Annotated in this window: 15 protein-coding genes; 5 read left to right on the top strand and 10 right to left on the bottom strand. The window is 61.7% G+C overall.

Translation table 11 applies throughout. The annotated features are described in order from the left end of the window. Nucleotides 1-5 precede the first annotated feature (5 nt). The gene (locus A6F65_RS11920; protein WP_067789192.1) at nucleotides 6-767 is read right to left on the bottom strand and encodes a hypothetical protein; all 762 of its coding nucleotides are present in this window, start codon (nucleotides 765-767) and stop codon (nucleotides 6-8) included. A 602-nt stretch (nucleotides 768-1,369) separates the two neighbouring features. Between A6F65_RS11920 and A6F65_RS13240 the strand changes: the two genes are divergently transcribed. Continuing rightward, nucleotides 1,370-1,609, top strand: coding sequence for a helix-turn-helix domain-containing protein (locus tag A6F65_RS13240; RefSeq protein ID WP_157093137.1), 240 nt, complete (start codon nucleotides 1,370-1,372; stop codon nucleotides 1,607-1,609). Between the two features lie 27 nt (nucleotides 1,610-1,636). Here A6F65_RS13240 and A6F65_RS11925 read toward each other — a convergent pair whose 3' ends face one another. After that, nucleotides 1,637-2,929 (bottom strand): tyrosine-type recombinase/integrase, encoded by a 1,293-nt coding sequence (locus tag A6F65_RS11925; protein WP_237164824.1) that lies wholly within the window; start codon nucleotides 2,927-2,929, stop codon nucleotides 1,637-1,639. A gap of 311 nt (nucleotides 2,930-3,240) precedes the next feature. Here A6F65_RS11925 and A6F65_RS11930 point away from each other — a divergent pair, with 311 nt between their 5' ends. Beyond that, nucleotides 3,241-4,911: a pentapeptide repeat-containing protein gene (locus A6F65_RS11930; protein WP_067789199.1), complete on the top strand. Its 1,671-nt coding sequence runs from the start codon at nucleotides 3,241-3,243 to the stop codon at nucleotides 4,909-4,911. 93 nt (nucleotides 4,912-5,004) lie between these two features. Here the strand turns inward: A6F65_RS11930 and A6F65_RS11935 are convergent, their stop codons facing one another. From A6F65_RS11935 to A6F65_RS11955, 5 genes are all read right to left on the bottom strand, one after another. Next, on the bottom strand, nucleotides 5,005-5,502 hold the full coding sequence (locus A6F65_RS11935; protein WP_067789203.1) for a DUF3617 domain-containing protein: 498 nt from the start codon (nucleotides 5,500-5,502) through the stop codon (nucleotides 5,005-5,007). Nucleotides 5,503-5,566: 64 nt separating this feature from the next. Further along, nucleotides 5,567-8,710 (bottom strand): autotransporter outer membrane beta-barrel domain-containing protein, encoded by a 3,144-nt coding sequence (locus A6F65_RS11940; protein WP_169817029.1) that lies wholly within the window; start codon nucleotides 8,708-8,710, stop codon nucleotides 5,567-5,569. A 239-nt stretch (nucleotides 8,711-8,949) separates the two neighbouring features. Then, a complete protein-coding gene (locus tag A6F65_RS11945) occupies nucleotides 8,950-9,621 on the bottom strand; it encodes a response regulator (RefSeq protein ID WP_067789210.1) in 672 nt (223 codons plus the stop codon). Between the two features lie 99 nt (nucleotides 9,622-9,720). Beyond that, on the bottom strand, nucleotides 9,721-11,613 hold the full coding sequence (locus tag A6F65_RS11950) for a sensor histidine kinase (RefSeq protein WP_205631878.1): 1,893 nt from the start codon (nucleotides 11,611-11,613) through the stop codon (nucleotides 9,721-9,723). Nucleotides 11,614-11,771: 158 nt separating this feature from the next. Continuing rightward, nucleotides 11,772-12,743 carry a hypothetical protein gene (locus A6F65_RS11955; RefSeq protein WP_067789215.1) on the bottom strand — a complete coding sequence of 324 codons (972 nt, stop codon included), beginning with the start codon at nucleotides 12,741-12,743 and terminating at the stop codon, nucleotides 11,772-11,774. Nucleotides 12,744-12,967: 224 nt separating this feature from the next. Between A6F65_RS11955 and A6F65_RS11960 the strand changes: the two genes are divergently transcribed. Next, nucleotides 12,968-14,020: a magnesium transporter gene (locus A6F65_RS11960; protein ID WP_067789218.1), complete on the top strand. Its 1,053-nt coding sequence runs from the start codon at nucleotides 12,968-12,970 to the stop codon at nucleotides 14,018-14,020. A 69-nt stretch (nucleotides 14,021-14,089) separates the two neighbouring features. Then, complete coding sequence (locus A6F65_RS11965) at nucleotides 14,090-14,932, top strand: phosphodiesterase (RefSeq protein WP_067789220.1); 843 nt, start codon at nucleotides 14,090-14,092, stop codon at nucleotides 14,930-14,932. On the opposite strand, the gene A6F65_RS11970 is transcribed toward A6F65_RS11965, so the two are convergent. Together A6F65_RS11970 and A6F65_RS11975 are read right to left on the bottom strand one after the other, a co-directional pair. Continuing rightward, on the bottom strand, nucleotides 14,929-16,689 hold the full coding sequence (locus A6F65_RS11970; protein ID WP_067789225.1) for an adenylate/guanylate cyclase domain-containing protein: 1,761 nt from the start codon (nucleotides 16,687-16,689) through the stop codon (nucleotides 14,929-14,931). The two genes, A6F65_RS11965 and A6F65_RS11970, sit on opposite strands and share 4 nt — an antisense overlap. Further along, nucleotides 16,689-19,598 (bottom strand): FecR domain-containing protein, encoded by a 2,910-nt coding sequence (locus A6F65_RS11975; protein ID WP_067789228.1) that lies wholly within the window; start codon nucleotides 19,596-19,598, stop codon nucleotides 16,689-16,691. The genes A6F65_RS11970 and A6F65_RS11975 overlap by 1 nt, the downstream gene beginning before the upstream one ends. 202 nt (nucleotides 19,599-19,800) lie before the next feature. Between A6F65_RS11975 and fsa the strand changes: the two genes are divergently transcribed. Beyond that, nucleotides 19,801-20,454, top strand: coding sequence for a fructose-6-phosphate aldolase (gene fsa, locus A6F65_RS11980; RefSeq protein WP_067789232.1), 654 nt, complete (start codon nucleotides 19,801-19,803; stop codon nucleotides 20,452-20,454). Nucleotides 20,455-20,524: 70 nt separating this feature from the next. Here fsa and A6F65_RS11985 read toward each other — a convergent pair whose 3' ends face one another. Next, nucleotides 20,525-20,776 carry a hypothetical protein gene (locus A6F65_RS11985; RefSeq protein ID WP_067789236.1) on the bottom strand — a complete coding sequence of 84 codons (252 nt, stop codon included), beginning with the start codon at nucleotides 20,774-20,776 and terminating at the stop codon, nucleotides 20,525-20,527. Nucleotides 20,777-20,879 lie beyond the last annotated feature (103 nt).

Raw genomic sequence — 20,879 nt, forward strand, 5'->3', positions numbered from 1 at the left:
CAGCATCACGCGTTCGCGCATCCCGGCGAGCGGTGCAAGTCCGGCTTGCAAAGCATATGGAGATGGCGCGCTCTGCTTGCGTCGATCCGGCTAACGATCTCCTGCCAGTTTGCCTTGAATTCTTCAGGTCCGTAGTCCGTGCAGACGGGCTTGCTTGCGCGAGTTGCCACAAGCTTGCGCCTCCAAGTCGCTCGCAGACTCCGGCCGAAATCGCCTACGGCATGCGCCGCACCTATCAGGGAAAGCTGTGACCAGGCATGAAGCGAGAAGAGCGCATCTTCGGCAGAAAATGACCATCGATCGCGTTGGAAGTCGGCTTTGCCCACATCCAGCTTCTTGGCCGCAACAACCTTTGTTATGTAGGTGCTGATGTTCTCGGCATGCAGACGCTGGTCCCCAGGCAGTTTTCCGCGAAGTGTCACACCTTTCGGTAAGCTGGATTCGCGACCGATGAACTCGTCCATCTTTTCGGCGGTGGAGCGGAGTCTCAGGTTTTTTTCCGGCGGACCCACTACGATCCCATGAATGTGGAACGCGATCACCTCATCAACGGAGCCTTCTTGGCATATGAAGTCGATATCCGGCATGAGCACACCTTCGACGCCAAATGCCCCCATCGCAGCAACAGCTTCGAGAAACGAAGTTTGAACATTGCGGAGCCTGGTACCTTTTTCGATCTCACCGTTTTTGAAGCTGAAGGTGATGAGAAAGGGTGGGCGGGTTTCGCCCAGCAAGTTGTTGAAGTGGAGTTGCGTGGCAGCCTGCATGCATCGAAGGGAGTTCAGCCGTGCATGCAGGTAAGAACATGGCGTTGAGGAACTCACCTGCACGGCACCTCCAAGCTGGTCGTGGATAAACTTTCGCAGGTGAGGTGGGAGTTCCTGGTATACCTTAGATTGATTGATGAGGGAGCCGGTATGTCGAACAGCTTCCACACTGATTGGTAGTCCGTGTCTGTATCTGTGAATTGCCATGTTGAAACCTGATAAACTTCGAGTTGCGAAAAGTGGTTGAACAACACCCACGCGCGCATAATGCGCGAGGCGGAAGTGCCCACTCATCCCCGGGGCGAGGTGGTCGTTACCGAGGGTGAGCGTGTGGATGCGGCGAACAATTAGTTCGGTGGAATTCGCAACTCGGCCCAAAACGACGATTTTCTTGGATTTGCGACAAGACGCCCCAAAGTCGGGATGAATCGAAACGGGCTTTTTCCGAGCCAATTTTCTTAGGCAGGGTTGAAATTTCCGGTTCGTTTGCACACATGCACCCTCCAGCGACAAACGCGCTGCCTCAATATGGGGTGGCGGGCGCACCCAATTGAAGTTTTTGGCGTGTGAGGTGTGTTGTGTCGTTCATAGTCTCGGAAATTATGGCCAACTGGATTGGCAACGACGCCGTTCGCAAGAGCCGTGCGGTAAAAGGTGCCGAAACGGAACCAATCACCGTGAGCATTTCTGATGCCCAGAATCTGTTGTCAGTGGGGCGTTCTACGGTCTTCAAGCTTCTCAAGTCCGGCGAGCTGTCATCCTTTCGCTGTGGCCGTCGAAGGTTGATAGTACTCAACAGCATCCGCGAATACGTTGAGAGCCGGGCGCGATGCTGTGACTGACCTCCTATCGCCACGGGATGGTGTTTATTACAGGATAAGGCGCTCCAAAGCTGCCTCCGCATCCTCTCGCACCAAGTGTCCATAATGCCGTTCGATCATTGCGACACTAGTACCCGAAAGCTGAGCGACGGTAAGCGCCGGTACGCCATGCCGTATGAGGTCCGTGATCACGCTGTGCCGGAGGGTATAAGCCGTTGTGGCCTCAGGCAGCTCAGCTAGACGCGCTGCGTCCTTAATCGGCCCTTTCCAAGCATCTTTGCTCCAAGCGCGGCCATCCTTGCGTCGGAAAAGAGGCTCCATCGGTCCGCACCCCTCGGCTTGTTTTGCCAAAAACCGGGATATCGCTTCGGGCAAAGCAATCTGCCTCGTTCGCCCGCTCTTATCCTTCCCGACCGAAATAGTCCTGGTTCGCAGCTCGAGGTCTTTGACCTGCAACTGCGCGATTGCACCCGGTCTCAGCGGCAGTTGGCACATTGCGCGAACGAATGGAGCAACTTCCTCGCTAGCGGTCGTCAGCAGCCGCTCACGTTGATTCCTGTCCAGATAAAGCACCCGCCGTTTGTCTGCGCCTTTATGTGGCTTCAACGCCTCCTGCCACGCAGCATCCGTATTTGGCGCACCCGGATTCAAGAACTGCCCAAGCGCGGCCCTCAGCGGAACCATGTCACGATTTACAGTCGATGACGCTCTAGGCTTGGTTCGTGTCGGCCCCGCCTTGCTGCGACTGATCAATGCGGGAGCGGCTTCCAACCGGTCCCGCCATGCCTGCACATGGTGCCGCCGAAGCTTCGATAGATGCAACGAGGCAATCGGGTCATCGAATACGTGACGACGAAACACACCTGCTGCAATTGGGCCGGGATTTCGTTTGAAATAGGCTCTGCATGCATCTTCTACGGTGACGATCGGGTCGGATGTTATACCTCCACTTTGTACCCGATCCGCCCAGATCTCGGCATCTCGTCGCGCGGTGGCGAAAACGACATGGCCTTCCAGCTGGCCATAGTCTCCAAGTGGTTGCCGCAAATATTTCTGCCTGTCAGCATCATAGGCGCGAGCGAACCAGTTTCCTTTACCTTGGCCCTTGGCGGGGCGGTAACCCACGAAGGCACCGGACCTTAGCCTCTGCCAGTGCGGCTCGTCCCCAGGGCGCGGCTTCAACTTCTGCCGGTTTCCTATCTTGCTCAAATCGGTCAATCGGCACGCTTTCGGTATCCATGAAAAATCCATGAAAAACTTAGCTGGATTCCAGCGAACCTCAACACTCTCTTTTTCCGCACTTTCGAGTACGGGAAAGTACGCCAGAGTCCATATCTTCACCCTTCACACGGGTGGGGTCGCAAGTTCAATCCTTGCCGCGCCCACCATTCTATCGCGATCGCTGGACTATCGCGATCCCCGGCGAGAAAACGGCGGAAGCGGGTCGCTCTCGATCATAGCAAAACCAAACAGAAACGCAGTCCGAGCTGGTTCAATCCCATAGCCGTGGCAGCTTCCTTCGATCTTCGAGCCGGTGCTATGTTTGCCCGGAAGAAATGTTGTCGGACATCCGTGACGATGCGGCGGATTGAAGCAGGCACCGGCACAATTCCGGTCGAGCAGCGCCGGTCTTGCATGACAGGCCTGGCGCGATGGAGCGGGAGGTAGAGGAAAATATGCGGCAGCCCATAACCGGAAACACCTCTTGGCAAAAATGGATGCGTGGCAGCCATCCGGGCAAGGCTCTCGTCGGATCCGCCATGTTCCTGGCTGGCATCTGTGCGACCGAAGCGGCGGCGCAGGGCGCGCCGCAGTCGCCTTGCGCCCAGCAGAGCGCGATATTGCTCGACGATAGCGGAGAACGCTGGGCGAGCGAAAACAAGCCGGTCCCGCTGGTCATCGATGGAAGCCAGCTGAAATCTCCCACAGCGTTTCGAGATGCTATCGAGCGCGCGCGGGCTCAAAGCGATCGGCATCCGTCGGAAACCTTCGTCGAGATTGCCGGAGGAAATTTCTCAGGCTGGGATTTTGCCGGGCTCGTAAATCATCTTGCCAACATCTGCTTCCATCAAAGCGACTTGTCATACTCCAGGTGGGACGCGAGCACGGTCCCCAACCTGATATTCGCTCGAAGCACCCTTACCGGAGCCAGCTTTCTGAATGCGACGCTTCCAGGAGTGAGGTTTCAGGATACTTCGCTGCGAGACGTGGACATGCAGGACGCGCGGCTCGACGGAGGCCACTTCAGCGGCGGCTGGGATACTACCGTCGATGGCTGGAACCTTTCGGGCGCGATCATGACGGAATTCCGCTTCGAATGCGGGATTACTATCTCCGATGGCTGCCCCCTCGATCGCGACGGAATCAGCTTCCGCGGAGCCGATCTCACCGATGTGGACATTTCTAGCTTCCCGACGTGGGGGCAATCGGATTTTACCGGCGCAATCTTTCAACGCACTCGGATTTCGCCGCAGCAGATTCCCTATCTGGGTGACGCGAGTATCCACGCGTCGGTTCTCGTCGTGGGCGGAGCCGCTCAAGTCCTGCTGGATCGGGCGGAGTTCGCAAGCCTGCAGACCGTCGTCGGCGCTTACGCCCTGGAGAGCATGGAGCCGTCCTTTGCGTGCGAGAAGGCGCGCTCTCGCGTCGAGCGCATGATCTGCGGCGAATTACAGGATAATCTGCGATACCTTGATCGCGTGATGGCAGTCCTTTTCATGGATACCCGGCGTGTTGCTCCGGGCGTTATCCCTGCGCAAAAACGCTGGATGCGAGAACGCGATCGGTGCGCCGACGTGGCATGCGTGGAAAACGCGTATCTGGATCGCATTGCACGGTTGAACGGCATCAGGGGCGACGTCGGTTTCCTGGAGCCCGGGCAATCGGCCTTTTTCATTCACGACACGGTTGGATTGCCCGAAAGTTTTATCGGCACACCGCTTTACGACAAGATTGTCCCAGCGCTCGCCGGTGCGTCGCGGATGTCGGCCCGCGTGACGCGGGCGCCTGATGGATCATACACGATCTGGGGGCAAGCCATCGGCGCAAATGCGCATACATGCAGCCTGTATGGCACGGGCGCGCGATTTGACAGCTACAGTGGATGGTATTCCGTAGAAGCGGCCGATGGCCGCAAGGTGCCGCTTTTTCAGATCCTCGAAGGCACCTTGCATGTCACCGCAAATGGCAAGCCGCAGGATTTTCCTGCGCGCGAGGATCAGGCTTATGTCACGTGCGGTGCACGGGCATCTTTCACGGCCATGCGACGCCTGGATCATGATCCGGAGTTGCTGGAGCGTTGGCTGGTCCCTTTTCTGGACTAGCCGAAAGGCGCCAACGCGCGGGCGGTGCAGGTACATCTCCGCAAGGCCGAGGCAATTGCCTGCCAGCCTGCGGAGCTGCACGCCGCGTCCCGGTCAGCAATCGCCAAGACGCTCGCCGCTAACCCTCATGCCCATCGTTGCCGAGCCCTCCGGGAAATCCGGGCGTTCCATCGTCATCCCGATGTCGATTGTAAACTTCGCTTCGTCGTAAATACCGGAAATCTTTGAGGTCAACGGCTCGTCCGCCCCGGCAATCGTGCACACCATGTCGCCGCTGATCTGGCCTCCGGCTGCCTCGAAGTTCGCGACCTCGCATGGGCTGTCCTGGCCTGCCTGGCTGAACGCTTCGGCCATTGGTTGAAATCCGCGCTCGGCCTCTTCCGGTGTGAGGCACTGCTCCTGCGTTTCGCCTTCTCCGATCATGTCCTCGAACATCGCCTCCTGCTCGGGCGTTGCGCCGGGTATGTCGAACGAGGTTGCGACGAACCCGACTTGCCATTTGCCGGGCTGGAGCGAAGAGTCTGACTGCGCAGCGCCGCCGCAGCCCGTGAGGGCAAGGGCTGCGGCGGACAGGGTGATGGTTTTCTTCATTGTCGTTCTCCTGATAGACTTGGAATTCTCGATGCCGATCGATTTCGGTGCTGCAGCGCTTTTCTCAGAAGCTGAAGGACACGCCGACATGCACGCCGGTGCTGGCGAAATCGTCACTGCCGATGCCATCGTGGAAGCCGGAAAGTGTGGCGCGCAGCCCGCCGCTGCCCAGAAGGTCAAAGCCGCCCTCTACCCGTCCGCGCAGGCCATCCAGTACCGGCGAAAAGCCGACCGGCAGCGCGTTGGCAATCGCCTGATCGGGATCGGTCCCAAAGGTATAGATGCCCTCCACTTCGGCGAATGGCCTCAGCGTCCAGCCATCGCCCACTGCGATCATGTGGCTGACACGGGGCCGGAAGCTGACATCACCCTGCGCCACGGTTTGTGATGGGATCACCACCCCGCCACCATCAGTGTATTCGGCCTGCTTCTCGCTCAGATAGCGAACCGTCACTTCCGGCCGGAAAGTCGTAAGCTGGCCGATATCGAATTGCCCGATGAGGGAGCCTGCGTAATAGCTTCGCGATGTATCGAAAGCATCGACCTGCCCGGGCAAGGGCGAAACCGTGTTTTCGGATCGGCCCCAAGCTGCACGCGCCTCGGCATAGAAATTCGGTCCCAGGCGAGCGGTCAGATAAGGGCCGGCCATCCAGCCATCGCCTTCTGCCTCCCCGACATCCAGATTACCGCGGTCGCTGAATTTATCCTGCTGGACCAATGCACCGATCAGGAGACTTTCGCCGACCTTCACATCGGCTCCAATATAGAGAATCCGGAAATCCCCATCCTGTTGCCCGATGCTGGCACGGCTGAAATACGCTTCTGTCCAGACGTCGAATTTGCGCTCTGCTTCCTCGCCGAATCCAAGCGCCATCGACAGGTTTGAACTGACCCGCACCGATCCGCTCGCGATTTCGGCCTGCACCGGCAAGCGCTCGCTACCCGGAACCGGGACGCCATAGGCCGTTATCGAACCAGAACCCGCGCGCGCGCCCGCAGTGCCGGACAGGCGATCGAGCCTGCGCTGCAGATCCGGCTGATGCGAAAGGATCAGCGCATTGCGTCCCGTCAGGAAGTTGTAGATCGCGGCGCTGGCCGTTTCACGCGAATTGACCGCAGAGAATGTGCAGACAAGGTCCTCGTTCGCCGACAGCTCGATGGCGACAGAGCGGGCGGACAGGCTGACGACCGAGTCCGTATCATTGCAGTTGATGGCGGTGATGACGTAGCCATCGGCGGACAGGTCGGCGACGGACACATTATAGCTGCCTGCAGCAACGCTGCTTGCCGTGACCTGCGCCGTACCGCCCGATGTGGCGACCGTCGTATCGAGAGCCGCAACATCCGATGTGAACGATACCTGCGTATCGCGTCCCGTGATTTGCGGGATCAGCGTTATCGATCCGACCGCGCGGACTTCGATGACGACATTGTCGATCTGCTGCGGGAGCACTTTGACTTGCCCGTCGACATCCGTCACGGTGAGGCTGAATTCCAGAGATTCATTGCCCATGACGCTTGGCGCGGTGAAGGTCGGCTGCGCTGCACTGGGATCGCTCAAGGTCACCGGAGTGCCCGAGACCTGAACCCAGGTGTAGAAGAGCTGGTCGCCGTCGGGGTCAGCCGATCCCGTGCCGTCGAGAGTCACCGTCTGTCCGCTGTCAATCGGGCCTTGGTCGGGTCCGGCATCTGCCGTGGGAGGGCGATTGGCGAGAACGGTAATCGTGACCGTGTCCTCCACGAGATCGGCCGTTCCTGTGGTCGCGTCGCGCACAGTCAGGCTGAATTCGATGTCCACGTCCTGACCCAGCGTATCGGGCGCAGTGAAGGTCGGATTAACCACGGTGTTGTCCGACAGCGTGACCGTCGGTCCGCTTGTCTGCACCCATTCGTAGGTGATTGCATCGCCTTCAGGGTCGGTCGAACCGCTTCCGTCCAGCGTGACGGTCGAGCCGCTTGAAACCGACTGGTCTGGACCGGCATCGGGAACCGGGCGGCTATTGGCCGGAAGCGTGATCGCCGTATTCCGAGTTCCTGATGCATCAAACGTATCGGTGACAGTGAGACGGAACCGGAAGACTTCATCGGTTCCCGTTGATGCCGGAGCCGTGAAAGTCGCAATCGCTGAGTTGGCGTTGTTGAGTGTGACTGGCGGACCAGCGGTTTGCTCCCAGCGGTAAACGAGCGCATCGCCTTCAGGGTCGCTGGAAGGTGTTCCGTCAAGCGTCACAGTCTGCCCGGCTGAAATCGTGTTCGGAGCGTTAAAGGCTGCAACGGGCGGCAGATTCGCCTCCACGACGATGCGGGTCGAGCGGGTTGAACTGAGCGAGCCATCGCTGGCCTCGAAGACCAGGATGATATCCTGCCGGTTAGCCATCCGCGGTGGCGCAACGAAGGTAGGATTAAGAGCCGTAGGATCGCTGAGCGTGATTGACGGTCCGGACTGCTGCGTCCACTGATAGGTGAGCGGATCCCCGTCAGGATCTGTCGCCGAAGCGTTCAGCTGGACCGTATCACCTTCCGAGACAAGCTGCCCGGGGATGGGGTCAATCTGGGGAGCTTGGTTGGGTGGAGGATTGACGGTTATAGATACTATGTCGCTATCTGAAAATGATGTGGAGTCCGTCGCGGTCACCCTGAATTGAAAAGTGGTGGGCTGCGAAACTGCAGGAAACTGAACATCGGGTGTCGGGCTGGCCGCGTTGCTGAATGTCGCCTGCGGACCCGCAATCTGAGACCACATGACTGAGAAACTGTCGCCGTCGGGATCATTCGTTGCCGTCGAATCCAGTGTTGTGGAGACTACCCCTGAAGAAGTCGGACTCAGTGTTTGATCCGGGCCTGCATCAGCGTTGAGCGAACTGAGAGCATATCGCGCACAATTGGGGGCCAAGGGGTTTGTAAAATCCGACCGGTCGACGGTCACGGTCGCCAAAGGCACTGCGCTCTCTACGCCCGCCACGACATCAAACATCGAGATTTCGATTTCGCCTCGGTCCGCCCCAATGGGGATGTTCAGTTGGTAATTGATCGGACGGGTTTGTGGTACAAATGTGAAGAACGTCGACGGCGCCACGATCTCGGTGTTTGTTGTCACATTTCTGGCGCGAATAACCACTTCGTCCCGCCCAATACCATCATCGTCAGTTGTGGCGGTCATTGTGAAAAATGCGCGGGCTTGGCAAACACCACCATTGGCATTTGACATTTGCGGTTGCGAGTTTGCCGTTGCAGTCGCTGCATGCGCTGGCGCAGCGACCAGCAAAGCTGGAACTACCGCACCGGTTAGTGCCGATGCCCGAAGAAGGGCGGACTTCAAACTCTGTGACTTCGACATTTTGGACATTCCCTCGCTGATTTATTTGGGAATTGTCCTAAAGACCGCGGGGTCTCGAAAAATGCCATGCCTATGATGCCATAAGCATGGCATGGGCTATTGCAGCCTGACTACAGCTTCAGCTGACCACTCTTGACCGCTTCATACACTGCCTCGCCACGCGAGTGCACAGCGAGCTTGCGGTAAATCGACTTCACGTGATTGCCCACTGTCAGGGGAGAAATGCCCAGTTCACGGGCGGCCACTTTGTAACTTTGCCCCTTGGCAAACAGCTCGAGGAGTTCGACTTCGCGCGGGGTGAGGACGCTCTCCTTATTCGCGGCATCAGCATCCAGATTGGATGGCCCCTCACGCAGCCTATCCAGCAGATAGACTGCGGCCGACGCACTGACCGGTGCGCCGCCCTGAAGCGTCGCTTCGATACCATCCAGAATCTGATGGGTATTGCTGTCCTTGAGCAGATATCCGTCTGCACCTGCGCGAATGGCGGTTACAACCGTCTGGCGGTCGCCGAAGCTGGTGACGATCAGGATCTTCGTGTCGCAGCGTTCGCGGATCACCTCGATAAAATCGAGCCCGCTACCATCGGGCAATCCGATATCCAGAAGGATGAGATCGGGCTTTTGGGCGAGCAGATCAGCCGCCTTGCGCAGGGTTGGAGCAACGCCGATCAGGTCGAGCCCATCTTCATCGCTGATGATCTCGATGAAGTGTTCGCGAACGACCGGGTCGTCTTCCACGATGGCGATTCGGCTGTCCCACTCTCTCGCTTCGTCTTTCATTTCATAACTCGCTTGACCATTAACTCGCCCGGGGCCGAAATGATCGTAAGGTGGGGACCGCGGCTCGTCAGCGCCTGATCTATGGCATGCTTCGTGCCGTTAGTCGGCACGGCTCGGCATGGTATCGGAATTTGCCGCCGGCACGCTCAGCGCGACGCGCCCACCTCCTGATGGCGACTGCCCAAAATCGATCCGGGCGCCGATGGACCGCGCACGGGCGCGCATGTTTTCCAGGCCATAGCCACCCGAATCCACGCCTTTCCGGCGAGGCGCGAAGCCAGGCCCATCGTCGTCCACCGTGACATGCAGCCCGGCGGGATCGGACGGATCATCCTGCACGGTCACGGCGATGGTCGTGCCATTCGAGTGCTTGAGGGCATTGACGACTGCTTCCTGCATGATTCGAAAGATCTGCAAGGTAGTGCGCGCGCGGTAAGTCGGCAGGGCTCCTGCCGTATGATCATTCCAGACCAGTGTGAACCCGGCATCTTCGATGCGCGGCTGCAACCTGCCTCGAAAGCTGGAGAATGCCGCCGTCAGGTTTTCGCCAAGGGAATCCATGGAATCGATCATCAGGCGCATTTCATCGACGACCTGCTGCAGACCTTCTGCGACTTTCGCCGGCTCTGCCTTCCCGCGACGAGCCGCGAGCAGCATGCTCATCAGCTGGCTGCCAAGCCCGTCATGCATATCGCGCATTATTCTCTGGCGTTCCTCGTTCAGCGCCTCGTGCCTGACGAACAGCTTCTCCCGCTCATGTGCGTCGGACAGCTCCGCAGTGCGTACAGCAAGCTGGGCATTCAATTCGCCGGCGAGATCTTCGGACAGGCGGCGAGCGCGCACCTGGTGGAAGATCATCGCGCCCAAGACACCCAGCGCCAACAGCAGGCCGTGGCGCGGCGTCGCATAATAGATCATCGGCTGGGGATCGATAAAGCCCAAGGAAATATCGAAGCGTTCGTCCAATGCGTCGACCGCCAAAGCAGCGCCCGCGCCGACGATCAGCAACAACTGAACCGGACGAGCGGCGCCGGATTGCAGCTCTCCCCGGGCCGCGATTGCTATCGCTATCAGGACGAACGCCGGTATCAGCAAGCTTTCAACCAGATAGGAAATTTCGAAGGCCTCTCCGCGGCTCTCGTGTCCAACCACAATCGTAAGCAGGATAGCCAGAGCGACACTGATCCAGGCCGCGGCGATCCATCGCCCGCCCTTGCCCGCCCAAGCGAAGCAATAAGCGGCATATCCCGCCGCAAGAAGAAATCCGATCCAGTATGCTACGAACACGTCCCATGGCCCGGGCAGGTCCGAAAACAGGTCGAAACCCATCGCATTGCGGACACTCCATAAAGCCAGCAGCAGGATGAAACAGCGGATCTGCAGTTTCTCGGCCCTGGGCCAGTTCAGAAACGCGCAGAACAGGGCAACGAACAGCATGATCCCGGTCACAGCCAGTGCCAGATGCAGTTCGAAGAACTCGCCGGCAAAGGCAGCGGCCTCTGCAGAGTCTGCCGGGGCGATCTTGAAAGGCGCAAGCACTTTGCGAGAGCGCCCGGGATCGGTGATGCGCAGGATATTCTCGCCGTTACGAAGGTGCGCCCTTTCAAACAGCACCGCAGTGGGGCGCCAGGATCCGAACAGCGACTGGTTGCGCAAATTCTGCATGGCAACCGGGTTTCCGTTCAATTCAATCGCGTCCAGCCGGCGAAAATAGGCCAGCAAGAGGGCCGGTTCCGGCTGGTCCGCGCTCCATTCGAAACGGGTTTCGAAAACGCCCGGCCCTCCGCGATCCGGATCGTCGTAAACATAGGCTGGCACGGCTGTATATTCCGGCTTCACACGCTTTGCGTTGGCCATATTTTGCGAATTCTCGCCCGGCAGGATCAGGACCAGATTGTCATCCTGCGCATAGTCGCCGACCCGCGAAAGTCTCTCTGTCGCGACCTGACTTGCAAGCAGGACCAGGACGCCGCCGATCACCGCCAGGGCCACGCGCAGCCTGGCATCGATGAAATTCGCTATTCTCGGCATTGCCCTTCCCCCTCCGGACCTCGTCACCAAGACACCATATTCATGGTGCCATGCGAAATGCCATATTTATGGCTAGCGCAGTTCGGTGTGAGGTCTGGCGGGGTAGACGGCGCTTCGCTCTATTTGACGTTCTCACACGCGATACGCCGCGTCGTGTGGGAGTCTCGCGTGACCTGGCCATTCGTCTCCTTGAGCATGGTGAACTCATACAGATTGCAGACGCCTTCGATCTTGGGGTTCGTCGCGGCAATCGCTGCGTCGTGCGTCTCACCAATCACGCGGCCCAGGCTGTTGCGCTTTACCGTCCAGCCGCCTCTCGGGTTAATGAGCAGGATTTCCCCGCCCATACCGCCACTCTTGAACGCCCGCCGGAACATTGCTTCCAGCGCCGGATCCCTGGTCGTTGCGGGCGGCATCTTCACCTTGGCTGCCTGCTCCGCCCCGAGTTCGCCGAGGGCAGCATTGGCCTCGCCGCCGCGTGATCCGAAATCGGCCACGAGCTTTGCGACCTTCGCTTGCGCTTCTGCGTAGCCCGCCCGTCCCGGAAACAGCGTGTTGGCCGCATACATTTCTGCGTCCAGCGAGATCAGTCCGTTGTATACGCGGGTCCCGATCCGTTCGTCATACCCTGCATTTTCAGCGACCCGCCCCTTGATGAAGTTGATGTCGGCATCGACGCGCTGCGTGCGCTGATCGAAATAGCGCATCATTTGCAATTCCATGGAATCGCGAACCTGCTTCGGCACCGAGGCGTATCGACCGCTTGCGAGCCTGTCGACGGCCGCGCGGTACATTTCGATTTCCTTGTCGAGCCGCCGGTCATCGGCCTCCGAGTTGCCGGCAAAGCTGGTGCCCTGCGCAACGATCATCACGTCTGCCATATATTGGTCGGTGAGGTCTCCGGACGATGCATTCACGCCTTCGTTACGCGCCGAAGGATCCGCGCGCTCCAGAACGCCACCGACCGTTTCCGGGATGCGTGGGAGTTCGGAGACCCGGGGCATGCTCGGAAAGCTCTGCGCCGATGCCGCAAATGGTATCGACAGGCCGCCGCAGGTCAGAGCAATTGCGAAAACTTCGAGCGATTTCATGACGGTGACTCCAATGGCTGGGGTCATGAAGGTGCATAGATGCCTTGGGCATTCCTATGCCATATTCATGCCAGGCGCTCGCGCATCGATGACCATTCGGGTGTCTGCCGAGCCAGTCCGCGCATTCGAGGACTAATGATTGCCATCCCGACGCTTCGCCCCCTCCCCTTCCGCATCCTGCGCATCCGTGCCAGAAGGTGTTGGAAACTTGGGGGAATCGGGAAATGAGTGAAGTGGCAGCCGCGCCGGAAGGCGTGGATACGGTCGCAGCCGTGAATGGGGAACTGGACGCGGACACCGATTTCGAGACGACGACGATCGGTTCGCTGATGTCGCCGCCGGTCGGCATCTTCAAGCCGGACCAGACGGTTGCCCAGGCAGTGGAACAGCTGCGCGCCGAAACGCAGACGGCCTTCATCACCTATGGCTATGTTACCGACGAGGCCGGCAAGCTGCTGGGCGTGGTGGTGATGCGCGAAATGCTGCTGGCCAAGCCCGGCGACAAGCTGTCAGCCGTGATGATACCGCAGCCTTTCAGCTTCGATACCGGAACCGTCCTGCCCGATGCGCTGCAGGATGCGGCCAAGCTGCATTACCCGGCCTATCCCGTGACCAAGGCCGACGGCACGCTGGCGGGCATCATCCGGGGCGAGGAATTGTTCCGCAACCAGGTGATCGAGATCTCCGCCCAGGCCGGTAAAATGGTTGGCGTCGACAAGACAGAGCGGCTGGACACCTCCATCAAGCGCAGCCTGTTCCTTCGCCACCCGTGGCTGCAGATCAACCTGCTGACGGCCTTCGTCGCCGCGGCCGTGGTGGGCTTCTTCGAGGAAACGCTGGCGCAGCTGGTGATCCTGGCCGTCTTCCTGCCGGTCATGGCGGGCCAGACGGGCAATACCGGCTCACAGGCGCTGGCCGTGACGGTGCGCGGCATGACGCTGGGTGACCTTGAATCCGGCAGCGAGGGCAAGCTGGTCTGGAAGGAAGGCATCCTTGGCACCATTAACGGCGCTCTGGTGGGCATCACGGCCGGGATCGGCATGTATGCCTATGCCGCGATGACAGGCGGCGACAATGCTGTGATGCTGGGCGTGGTGGTGTTCATATCCATGGTCGTGGCCTGCGTGATCAGCGGCATTGCCGGGGCGATCATACCGATCCTGCTGAAGAAGGCGGGGGCCGATCCTGCGGCCGCCTCCAGCATCTTCCTGACCACCATGAGCGACATCGCCAGCATGGGCGTATTCCTGGGCCTCGCCACCATCATGCTGCTGTGATGCGGCGCGCTGTGGGCAGTGGCGGCGAGCCGCTGTCCACCGCGCCTGCAATGCCATAGGCTGACCACCATGCTGATCGCACAGATAACGGACACGCACCTGACCCCGGCCCGCGACGCCGATGGCCAGGGCAATGCCGCGCGCCTCGCCCGCGTGCTGGAGGCCCTGCTGGAAGGCCCGAACCGGCCCGACCTGCTGCTGGTCACCGGCGATTTGACCGACAAGGGGAGCGAGGCGGCGCAGGCGCTGCTGGCAAAGGCGCTGGCCGATGTGCCTTTCCCGGCCCTGCTGGCGGCGGGCAACCATGACGACAGGATCACGCTGGTGGCGCAGCATGAGGCCATGCAGCTGACAGGCGGCTTCCTTCAATATGCTCACGATGCGGGCGGGCTGCGGGTCATCGTGCTCGATACCGTGTCCGAGGGCCTGCATGGCGGCGCCTTCTGCGAGGCGCGCGCCCAATGGCTGCGCGAGCAGCTCTCGCAGGCTGGCGACACGCCCGTGCTGCTGGCCATGCACCACCCGCCCGTGACCACCGGTATCGAATGGATGGACGCGGAGGGCGAGCACGGATGGCGCAGCCGCTTTGCCGATGTGGTGGAGCAGGCAGGCAATGTCGTGGGCATCGTCTGCGGGCATGTCCACCGTCCCATCCAGTCGACCTTGCGCGGCGTGCCGGTGACAGTCTGCCCGTCCGTCTCCAGCCCCCTGTCGCTGGACCTGACGGCCATCGATACCGGCGTGCCCGACGGGCGCGTGCTGGTGCATACCGGGCCGCCCGCTTACGCCCTGCATCACTGGGACGGGCAGCAGCTCACCACGCATTTCGCGCAGGCCGTGGACAGCGAGCCGCTTTACTCCCTGACCGACGAGAGCGCGGCCGAAGTCGAGCGGATCCGCCGGGGGCGTTAGGCTTCCAGGTCCGTCAGCGTATAGACGTCCATCGCCTGCGACTTGCCGCGCAGGGTCAGGCTGGTGACGCGCTTCAGGTCAGCTTCCGTGCTGCCTTCCACAGTGCTTTCCCCGATGACGATGGGAATGCCCAGCTCCTTGCATTGCCCCTCCAGCCGGCTGGCTGCGTTCACCGTGTCGCCCAGGATCGAATAATCGAACCGCTTTGACGAACCCATATTGCCGACCACGCAGGTGCCGGAATTGATGCCCACGCCGATCTTTACCTCGGCGCCGGGCGGCAGGCGGTCGGCGATCGCGGCATTGATGCCGGGCAGCGCCTCCACCATCGCGCGGCCGGCCTTCAGCGCATTGGCACGGTGGTCCGGATCGTCCAGCGGGGCGTTCCAGAAGGCCATGATGCAATCGCCCATATATTTGTCGATTGTGCCGCCATGCGCGATCACGATCTCCGACAGCGGGTCGAGGATATCGTTGATCACGGCGACCAGCCCCTGCGGATCGTCCTTCAGCGCCTCTGAAATGGTGGTGAAGCCGCGGATGTCGGCGAACAGGACGGACAGCTCCTTCTTCTCCCCGCCCAGCTGCAGCAGGCTGGGATCGGCCACCAGCCGGTCCACCATGTCCGGGCTGACATAGCGGGAGAATGCGCCCTGGATTTCCTTTCGCTGCTTCTGCTCGCGCGCGAAATCCACCACGCCGATGCCCAGCACGGACAGCAGCGCGCTGGCCATGGGATCGACCGGCGCGATCCATGTGCGCCCGGTACGCACGGCCAGCCAGCTGCCCAGCACGCACAACGCCAGCAAGCCCGCCAGCGCCAGCCCGCGCTTCCACAGCGCCTTGGGCCGCGATGCGAGCCAGCCGAACAGGCCGCCGAGCAGGGCGAGCAGCGCCAGAACCCATTCCGGCGCGCGCGCAATCCACAGGCCCACGCGCAGATTGTCGAAGACCGTCGCCTGCACTTCCACGCCCGGCGTCAGCAGGCCGCTGCTGGCGGTATAAGGCGTCTCGAAAGCGTCGACGCCGCCTTCCTCGCTGGCGATGGCAGTCTGAAGCGCCAGGCCGACCAGTACGACCTGCCCGTCGAAGAAGCCGGGCGGCAGGTACGCTTCCGGCTCGAGCGCCTGGTAATAGGAGACGGTGGGATAGCTATTCGGCCCGCCGAAATACTGGATCAGCGCGCCATCGGGCGCTGCTGCGGGGTCCGTCCCCTGTGCAGTCTGCAGCAGCGACCACGCGAGACCGCCTTCGTAGGGCAGCTGGCGCACCACGCCGTCGGGATCCATCGTCACCCCGGCAAGCCCCGTCACTGCGCCCGCTTCGCTTAGTTCAGGCAGGGGCAGCGTTTCGACCAGCGTCTCGCCATAATCGCGCTCGACCAGCTGCTGGCTGGAGGCGAGCACCGTGTCCGGCCCCACCGCCGCCACCAGCGCCGCGTCCTCCTCCGTATCGGTCGGGTCCGCAAAGACCACGTCGAAGCCGACCGCCACCGCGCCCGCTTCGCGCAGCGCAGTGACCAGCTGTGCGTGGTATCCGCGCGGCCAGGGCCAGTCCTCGTCCAGCGCATCGAAGCTCGGCTCGTCGATCGCCACCAGCACCACGCCCGGCTCATCCGGCAGCGGCGCATCCCAGGTGGACAACACATCGAATGCGCGGCTGCGCAGCTCCTGCCAGGCAGGAAGCAGCGCCAGCGCCAGCACGGCCAGCGTCGCAAGGGCAGCGATGGCCGCGTGGCTGTGGCGCAGCCAGCGCATCAGAAGCGGAAGGTAGCGCCGATCCGGAAGACGCGGCCCGAAGGCAGGTACCCGCCCTGCTCCACCTTGTCGTCGAGCAGGTTCGTAACCCCTGCTTCCACCAGCAAGGCGCGGTCCAGCAGCTCAGCCTGCGCACCAAGATCCACGCTGATGCGGTCATCCAGCGTCACGCCATTGATGCCGAGGTATTCGCCAATGTAGCGCGCCGAAGCCGAAAAGGTGGCGCGCAGCGGGGCCGGAATGGCATAGGTCAGGGCAATCTCGCCATCCGACTTCGGTACGAACGGTACGCGGCCACCCTGCGGGACGGGGAAGAACAGCGAGGGATTGCTGATGTCCGCAAACCCGCGCACTTCGCTGGCATTGCGGGCATAGGCCACGCGCACACCGGCGTTTGCACCCAGGCGGAAGTTCGCCTCGGCCGAAATCCGGTCGATCCGGATATCTTCAGCATCGATCAGCGCCAGGCCGCTCGGCGAGAAGAACAGCAGCAATTCCGCATCCTGCCGCTCGAAGCCCACTGCGGTGAATGCCGCATCGCTCCACTGCGCATCCCAGCGCACGGCGTAATTCGTAGTCTTGCCGCCCGCAGGCCCGGCCATGGGCTGCATGCCCACGCTGGACACGGGCATCAGGCCATAACCCTGCCCCTGCTCGTTCTCACGGATCAGCGTGGCGCGCAGCCACTGGCCCTGCGTCGGCGAAAAGGCTGCGCCGATCTTGTAGGTGAAGCCATCGTCCGAGAGTTTAACCGAGGGAGGCGTCGGGTCGAACCGGCTGGGCCGCAGCTCGTATGAGCTGTCGAAATACGAAACCTGCCCGTGCAACCGCAGCTGGCCAAGGTCGACATAGACGTCGGCATAAGGTTCGAATTTGTTGTAATCGAAGGCGTTGGAGCTCGGCGTGGTGAAGATGCTGAAGGTCGAGATGAACTCCGTATCGCCCTTCTCGCGCGAGAGATCCACGCCGGCCTTGAGCGTGGCCGGTCCGACCTGCTGCGTAAGCACGACACTGCCGACCAGGTAATCGCTCGCATTGCGCTGGTCATCCAGCGTGGCACCAAGCTGCGGCTCATCGACCAGGCGCCGCAGGTCCTGCCGCGAATAGAGGCCGCCCAGCGTCAGCTGCGTCGTGGCGGAGAAATCGTGGCTCCAGTACACGCCCGCTCGCACATCCTCGCGGTCGAGGATGCCGGCATCGAACGTGCCTGCAGGCCGCGGGGCCAGCGTGCCGGTGTTCTCCACCTGCAGGCTCGCGTCCGAATTGGTGTAGGCCAGCACGCCGAAGATACGGTCGGACGGGCCAGCCTTGATCCCCACCAGCAGGTCGGCAGACAGCGTATCCGTGTTGGCTTCCCCTGGGACAGCCGGGACGAGGCCGTCGAACTGGACGCGGTCTAGATCGGCTTTCGAGTACTCAATGCGGGTCGACAGCGCGATGCCGGAGGATGTGCCGGGCGCCAGCATGTCGAAGCCGCCATGCAGGCCGAAGCCGCTGTAGCCGGAACCGAAGACGGCATGACCACCGGCAAAGCCTTCCGCGAAGCCGCGCTCAGACAGCAGGAGCTGTTTGCGCGAGGAAGCCACGCGCAGCGGCTCGTTGAGGCTGCCGAGCACGAGATTGGTCAGGGCCGATCCATCTGTGCGCCCGCCATTGGCGCGCCCGCCGCGTGCGGCATTGCCCCAGCTGGAGCCTGTGCCGGGGATGGAGATGCCCGATTGCGGGAAGTCGACTTCAGCCGGAACCTGCTCGGTGGGGATGCCATTGGCGAAAGGCGTGGAGGCCCGCGTCAGGCTTTCATCCGCATAGCCGACGCCGGTATTGGGATCGAAATTGCGATCCCCGCGGAAGCGTGCCCAGCCGTCGAGGCCGAGCTTCGACAGCGCCTGACGGTCCAGCGAACCTTCGCGCATGTTGGCGGCATTGCCCGGGAAGGGTTCATCGCTGCCCATGCCCAGCTCCTCCACGGCGCGGCCCGGCTCGTTCTCCTCGATGGACACGGCAGCGCGCGCACCCTGCAGATAGGGCGAGGTGCCTTCGGCCCGCTCGATAGCGTCGAGCTGCTGGCGCGATACCGGCGCACCGTCATCATCGTAGGATGTCTCGGCCAGCACCATCAGCGTCTCGCCGTCATAGGGGCGCAGGGTTGCCGCATCGAGCGCCTGCTCGTTTGCCTCGCCAAGCTGGCCCTGGCGCAGCAGGCCCTGGGCATAGGCCGTGGTCGCCACGGCCTGCGGATCGTCGTCGAACGTGCCGAGCTCCGCCAACCGCGTGCGCGGATCGGGCGAGGCGATGGCGACCAGTACCGGCGCCTGTCCCTGGTCGGCGCGTGCGGCCTGCCCGGCCAGCACCGTCACCGATCCGAATTCGTTTTCCAGCACCACCTCGCCTTCGAACACTTCCAGCAGCGTGGAGGTGTCGCTGGCATCGATGTACCATTCCGTCCCGCGAATTGCGGCGGTCGCATTGGGCGTGCGCACGCGCATGTTGCTGCGCTTGCGCGGATTGCGGCCCCAGGCCTTGCCGGTCATTTCCACTTCGGACGGCCCGCCACGCGCGATCCGCTTCACGGTCATGGTGGAGTTGCGCCCCAGGCGCACCTTGGTGCGATTGGCGAACAGGATGGCCAGCGTGCCGCGCGCATTGGTGCGCAGGATGTCGCCCGCTTTCAAATTCTGCTTCACCACAACATTGCGATAGGCGCGCTGCGGCACCAGCCGCCCTTCCTCGCCGCCCTTGGCGCCCACGACGCGGCCCGAAAGGTCCCCGCTGCGCGCCACGGTCTGCGCCGCGACTTCGCCTGCTGGTACGGCAATAGCGAGCGCCATGACGGCCGCCCCGCACAGCAGCGATTTGTCGAATGCGGAATTGCCCGCGCCTGCGCGCGGATTGCCGGATGCAGTAATCATGATTCCCCCCAATGCCCTTGGCGCATGGTTAAAGGGGAAAAAGTCCTGCTCTGTCAAACCGCTTGCCCGGTTCCCGGGCTTTTCCACCGGACAGCCTGCCCGCCGGTTTGCCCGGACACCGCTGCGGGCGATAACGCATGGCTGAACCGAGTCGCGCCTCATCATGCTTCTGGCGCGCCAGCCAGCACGGGAACCAGGTCCAATGAAATTCTTTGCCGACACCGCCGAGATCGACGACATCAGGGAACTGGCGAAAACCGGCCTGCTGGACGGGGTCACCACAAATCCCTCGCTGATCGCGAAATCCGGTCGTGACTTCATGGAAGTGACGAAGGAAATCTGCGGCATCACCGATGGCCCGGTCAGCGCGGAAGTGGTCGCGCTGGATCACGACACGATGATGAAAGAGGCGGAAAAGCTGCGCAAGATCGCGGATAACGTCTGCATCAAGGTGCCGCTGACCGTGGACGGGCTGATGACCTGCAAGTCGCTGACCGACGATGGCACGATGGTGAATGTCACGCTGTGCTTCTCTGCCACGCAGGCGCTGCTGGCGGCAAAGGCGGGCGCGACCTTCGTCTCCCCCTTCGTGGGGCGGCATGACGATAACGGCATGGACGGGATGGACCTGATCCGCGACATCCGCCTGATCTACGACAATTACGCCTTCGACACGGAAATCCTGGTCGCCAGCGTGCGCCATGTCACGCATGTGCTGGAAAGCGCGCGCATCGGGGCGGATGTGATGACCGCCCCGCCCAAGGTCATCAAGGCGCTGGCCAACCACGTGCTGACGGACAAGGGCATCGAAGGCTTCCTGGCCGACTGGAAGAAGACCGGCCAGTCCATCCTCTGATCCGCGTCACGCATGAAAAAGGGCCCCGACCGGTAAACGGTGGGACCCTTTTTACTGTCTGCCAGCGGTATCAGGCGGCGGCGAGGCCATCCTTGTTCTTCAGCGGCGTCACGGCGGGTTCGCCCTGCCGTTTCGCATCCTTGTCCATTACCTTCTTCACCAGGTAACCGCCCGCGCCGATGGCGATCATGGCGGGCAGGCTTACGCGCCGCAGGATCGCGGGGGCGAGCACGCCCAGGACGGCGCCCGTGGGGCCGCCCAGCGACTTGGAACTCTGGGCTGCCTTGCTGCCCACGAATGCACCGATCATCTTGCCAATCATACGAAATCTCCTTTGCGCAAATAACGAGCGTGAGCGGGCTGTGTTCCGGATTTGGCGGGCAGCTAGCCACTGGACAGGCACGCTCCGGCGCGGGCATAGGCGC

The sequence above is a fragment of the Paraurantiacibacter namhicola genome, from assembly GCF_001687545.1.
Taxonomy (GTDB): Bacteria; Pseudomonadota; Alphaproteobacteria; order Sphingomonadales; family Sphingomonadaceae; genus Paraurantiacibacter; species Paraurantiacibacter namhicola.

Bases quoted from the DNA above. Each gene is read 5' to 3' on its own strand.
- A6F65_RS11920 (WP_067789192.1), bottom strand. From the start codon at position 767: ATGCAGGCTGCCACGCAACTCCACTTCAACAACTTGCTGGGCGAAACC.
- A6F65_RS13240 (WP_157093137.1), top strand. From the start codon at position 1,370: ATGGCCAACTGGATTGGCAACGACGCCGTTCGCAAGAGCCGTGCGGTA.
- A6F65_RS11930 (WP_067789199.1), top strand. From the start codon at position 3,241: ATGGAGCGGGAGGTAGAGGAAAATATGCGGCAGCCCATAACCGGAAAC.
- A6F65_RS11935 (WP_067789203.1), bottom strand. From the start codon at position 5,502: ATGAAGAAAACCATCACCCTGTCCGCCGCAGCCCTTGCCCTCACGGGC.
- A6F65_RS11940 (WP_169817029.1), bottom strand. From the start codon at position 8,710: ATGTCAAATGCCAATGGTGGTGTTTGCCAAGCCCGCGCATTTTTCACA.
- A6F65_RS11945 (WP_067789210.1), bottom strand. From the start codon at position 9,621: ATGAAAGACGAAGCGAGAGAGTGGGACAGCCGAATCGCCATCGTGGAA.
- A6F65_RS11955 (WP_067789215.1), bottom strand. From the start codon at position 12,743: ATGAAATCGCTCGAAGTTTTCGCAATTGCTCTGACCTGCGGCGGCCTG.
- A6F65_RS11960 (WP_067789218.1), top strand. From the start codon at position 12,968: ATGAGTGAAGTGGCAGCCGCGCCGGAAGGCGTGGATACGGTCGCAGCC.
- A6F65_RS11965 (WP_067789220.1), top strand. From the start codon at position 14,090: ATGCTGATCGCACAGATAACGGACACGCACCTGACCCCGGCCCGCGAC.
- A6F65_RS11970 (WP_067789225.1), bottom strand. From the start codon at position 16,689: ATGCGCTGGCTGCGCCACAGCCACGCGGCCATCGCTGCCCTTGCGACG.
- A6F65_RS11975 (WP_067789228.1), bottom strand. From the start codon at position 19,598: ATGATTACTGCATCCGGCAATCCGCGCGCAGGCGCGGGCAATTCCGCA.
- fsa (WP_067789232.1), top strand. From the start codon at position 19,801: ATGAAATTCTTTGCCGACACCGCCGAGATCGACGACATCAGGGAACTG.
- A6F65_RS11985 (WP_067789236.1), bottom strand. From the start codon at position 20,776: ATGATTGGCAAGATGATCGGTGCATTCGTGGGCAGCAAGGCAGCCCAG.